The organism is Pengzhenrongella sp. (assembly GCF_036565025.1).
Classification (GTDB): Bacteria; Actinomycetota; Actinomycetes; order Actinomycetales; family Cellulomonadaceae; genus Pengzhenrongella.
Window position 1 is genome coordinate 1 of record NZ_DATCNW010000160.1, and the last position, 3,930, is coordinate 3,930.

Here is a 3,930-nt window from a genome sequence, read left to right on the forward strand (position 1 = left end):
GAGGTAGAGCCTTGCAGGGCTCTACCTCGGCGCGCAGGCTCTACTTCGCGGCGGGGACGACGGGGTCGACGCCGGCTTCGCGGCGTTGCTCCGGGGTGATGGGGGCGGGGGCTCCCGTCAGGGGGTCGAAGCCGCCGCCGGATTTGGGGAAGGCTATGACGTCGCGGATCGACTCGGAGCCGGTCAGCAGGGCGAGGATGCGGTCCCAGCCCATCGCGATTCCGCCGTGCGGCGGCGCGCCGAACTGGAAGGCGTCCAGCAGGAAGCCGAACTTCTCCTGCGCCTCCTCCTCGCCGATCCCCATGACGCGGAACACGCGCTCCTGGACGTCGCGGCGGTGGATACGGATCGACCCGCCGCCAATCTCGTTCCCGTTGCAGACGATGTCGTAGGCGTACGCGAGCGCACTGCCCGGGTCGTCCTCGAACCGGCTCTGCCACTCGGGCGTCGGGGACGTGAAGGCGTGGTGCACGGCGGTCCAGGATCCGCCGCCGACGGCGACGTCGTCGTCCTCGCCGGTCGGCTTGAACAGCGGTGCGTCCACGATCCACACGAACGCCCACTGGCTCTCGTCGATCAGGCCGCAGCGCTTGCCGATCTCCAGGCGGGCGGCCCCGAGCAGGGCGCGCGCGTCGGTGACCTTGCCGGCGGCGAAGAACACGCAGTCCCCCGGCTGGGCGCCGACGGCGGCGACCAGCCCGGCCCGCTCGCCGTCGGACAGGTTCTTGGCGACCGGTCCGCCGAGCTCGCCGTCCTCGCTGACCGTCACGTAGGCCAGGCCCCGGGCACCGCGCTGCTTGGCCCAGTCCTGCCACGCGTCGAACGTCCGGCGCGGCTGCGAGGCCCCGCCCGGCATGACGACGGCACCGACGTACGGGGCCTGGAACACCCGGAACGGGGTGTCCACGAAGTACTCGGTGAGCTCGGTGAGCTCGGTGGCGAAGCGCAGGTCGGGCTTGTCCGAGCCGTACCGCGCCATCGCGTCCGCGAAGGTCATTCGCGGGATCGGCGTCGGGATCGTGTACCCGATGAGGTCCCAGAGCGCGACCAGCACGTCCTCGCCGACGGCGATCACGTCGTCCTGCTCGACGAAGCTCATCTCGACGTCGAGCTGGGTGAACTCGGGCTGGCGGTCCGCGCGGAAGTCCTCGTCGCGGTAGCACCGGGCGATCTGGTAGTACCGCTCCATCCCGGCGACCATCAGCAGCTGCTTGAACAGCTGCGGGGACTGCGGCAGCGCGTACCAGGACCCCGGCGACAGGCGCGCGGGCACCACGAAGTCGCGGGCGCCCTCGGGGGTGGACCGGGTCAGGGTCGGCGTCTCGATCTCGACGAAGTCCTGCGCGTCCAGCACGCGGTGCGCGGCCGCGTTGGCCTTGGCCCGCAGCCGCAGGGCCGCCGCCGGGGCCGCCCGGCGCAGGTCGAGGTACCGGTACTTGAGCCGCGTCTCCTCCCCGACGGTCTCGTCGAGCGCCGAGGAGACCTGGAACGGCAGCGCCGCGGCCTCGTTCAGGACGACGACCTCGGTCGCGACGAGCTCGATCGCACCGGTGGCGAGGTTCGGGTTCTCGTTGCCCTCGGGGCGCCGGCCGACCTCACCGGTCACCTGGAGCACGTACTCGTTGCGCAGGTCGTGCGCGACGGCCTCGTCCCGGATGACCACCTGGGCGATCCCGGAGACGTCGCGCAGGTCGATGAAGGCCACCCCACCGTGATCGCGCCGCCGGTCGACCCATCCCGCGAGCGTGATGGTCTGGCCGATGTGCTCAGCTCGCAAGGAGCCGGCGGTATGGGTGCGAAGCACGAAAGAGCCCTTCGAAGGGGGTGGTGGAGCGCCGAGACGGCGCGGGAACGATCCTACGTGCTGGCTCGCCGGGGCCCTGTGGGCTCAATGCCCGACGGCGGCCCGCCCCCGGGGGCTGGCTCAGCGGTTCAGCGGTTCAGCGGTTCAGCCGTTCAGCCGTTCAGCGCGATCCGGTGCAGCACGACCGTCCCGGCCGTCGAGAGCACCTTGTCGGTGTGCACGATCTCGACAGCGGCGGCCTCGAACGTGCCCAGCGCCGTCCGGCGCCGGTCGGTCCAGCCGGCGAGCGGGTCACCGACAGACGGTTGGGTGAATCGCAGGAGATTCACGAACCCGAGCAGTCGCAGCGGCCAGGGCGGGCGGCACCCGGTCGCCTCCGCCAGCCGGGCGCGGACCCGCAACAGCGAGCCGGTGGGGTCGTACGCCCGGGCGTAGATCGAGCGCCGCGAGATGCCGAGCCCCGCGAGGACGACGGGGAAGGGCTCCGCGTCCGCCAGCACGTCCTGGGCGGCGTCCACCCGGTCGGCGACCGCGCGTTGCCGCGCGGTGTCCAGGTTCAGCACGGTGAGATGCAGGTCGCTGCGGGGGTAGAGGTAGTGCCCGGCAACGCCGGGCAGTCCGCGCGCCACCTCGGTCAGCACCCCGGACAGGTCGTCGCCGACCCGGATGACGCTCGTCACGTAACGGGGACGCGGATCGGCGTCGTGCACCACCACGCCGCCGGGTCGCACCCGCTCGCGGGCCTGCACGAGCGCGAACCCGAGGCTCTGCACTGGTTTCGTCAGCACGCACCCACTGTGGCACCGCGGGCCGACCGGGTGGTGGAGATCGAGTGCGCGCCATCCGAAACCGCGCCGCTCGCGGCCGCCGGTCAGCGCTGGGTCAGCACGAACTCCGAACCGGACCCGCCAGAAAAAGCGCAGCGCCGGCTCAGAACAGTGTCAGCTGCCCCATCTCCGGCCCCTCCGCCGGCACCGCACCGTCCGGCCAGTGCTCGCCGTCGCCGCCGAACCCGTGCGCGCGCAGCAGCGGGCCGGCCCGCGCCGCGAGCCAGTCCTTGTACTGCGTCGGGACGTACGCACCGCGCCCGTACAGCCGCCGGTACCGGCCGACCAGCTCGGGCCGCTCGGCGGCCAGCCAGCCGAGGAACCAGCCCTTGACCGACCCTCGCAGGTGCATCGGCATCACGACCGCCCCGGTCGCGCCGGCGGCCTCGAGCGCGCCCAGCAACGCGTCCAGCTGCTCGGGAGAGTCGGTGAGCCACGGCATCACCGGCGCGACGAGCACCCGGCACGGCAGCCCGGCGTCACGCACCGCGCGAATCAGCTCGAGCCTTGCCCTCGCGGTCGGCGTCCCGGGCTCGACGGACGCTTGGAGCGCCGGGTCCAGCACGGCGAGCGAGACCGCGACGCTGACCGGCACGGACCTGGCAGCCTCGACGAGCAGCGGCAGGTCACGCCGGAGCAGGGTGCCCTTGGTGAGGATCGAGAACGGCGTGCCCGACGCCGCGAGGGCCTCGATCACCCCGGGCATCAGCCGGTACCGGCCCTCGGACCGCTGGTACGGGTCGGTGTTCGTGCCGAGCGCCACGTGCTCGCGCCGCCACGACGGCCGCGCGAGCTCGGCACGCAGCACCTCCACGAGGTTGATCTTGACGATGATCTGCGTCTCGAAGTCCTTGCCGGCGTCGAGGTCGAGATACTCGTGCGTGGTCCGCGCGTAGCAGTACACGCACGCGTGCAGGCAGCCGCGCGAAGGGTTGATGGTCCAGCGGAACGGCATGCTCGACGCGGCCGGCACCTTGTTGAGCGCGCTCTTGCACACCACCTCGTGGAACGTCACCCCGGCGAACTCCGGCGTGCGCACGCTCCGCACGAGCCCGGCCAGCGCGAGCCCCGGCAGCGCGCCGTCGTCGGCCGCGGCGGTGACCTTCTGCCCTTCCCATCGCATGACCACATGCGAACACGTGTTCTACCAACTCGTCAAGGCCTCCGCCGCAGGGATTCACGGTCCAATCCGCCTGCAGGACGCCGATCAGCCCTGCCACGGACGGAACGCCGTCGGGCGGCCGTATCGGCGGCTGGGTGTGTGGCTGGGTGTATCGAACGCGCACCCCAGGTGAACGT

General features: G+C 72.1%; 3 protein-coding genes. All 3 read right to left on the reverse strand.

Translation table 11 applies throughout. The features are described 5' to 3' along the window. Positions 1–40: 40 nt before the first annotated feature. The 3 genes from aspS to VIM26_RS09130 all read right to left on the reverse strand — a co-directional run bounded on the left by aspS (position 41) and on the right by VIM26_RS09130 (position 3,754). Positions 41–1,804: an aspartate--tRNA ligase gene (aspS, locus tag VIM26_RS09120; protein WP_331950345.1), complete on the reverse strand. Its 1,764-nt coding sequence runs from the start codon at positions 1,802–1,804 to the stop codon at positions 41–43. Between the two features lie 152 nt (positions 1,805–1,956). Next, positions 1,957–2,592: a 2'-5' RNA ligase family protein gene (locus VIM26_RS09125; RefSeq protein WP_331950347.1), complete on the reverse strand. Its 636-nt coding sequence runs from the start codon at positions 2,590–2,592 to the stop codon at positions 1,957–1,959. Between the two features lie 142 nt (positions 2,593–2,734). Further along, positions 2,735–3,754: an Rv2578c family radical SAM protein gene (locus VIM26_RS09130; RefSeq protein ID WP_331950349.1), complete on the reverse strand. Its 1,020-nt coding sequence runs from the start codon at positions 3,752–3,754 to the stop codon at positions 2,735–2,737. Between the last annotated feature and the right edge of the window lie 176 nt (positions 3,755–3,930).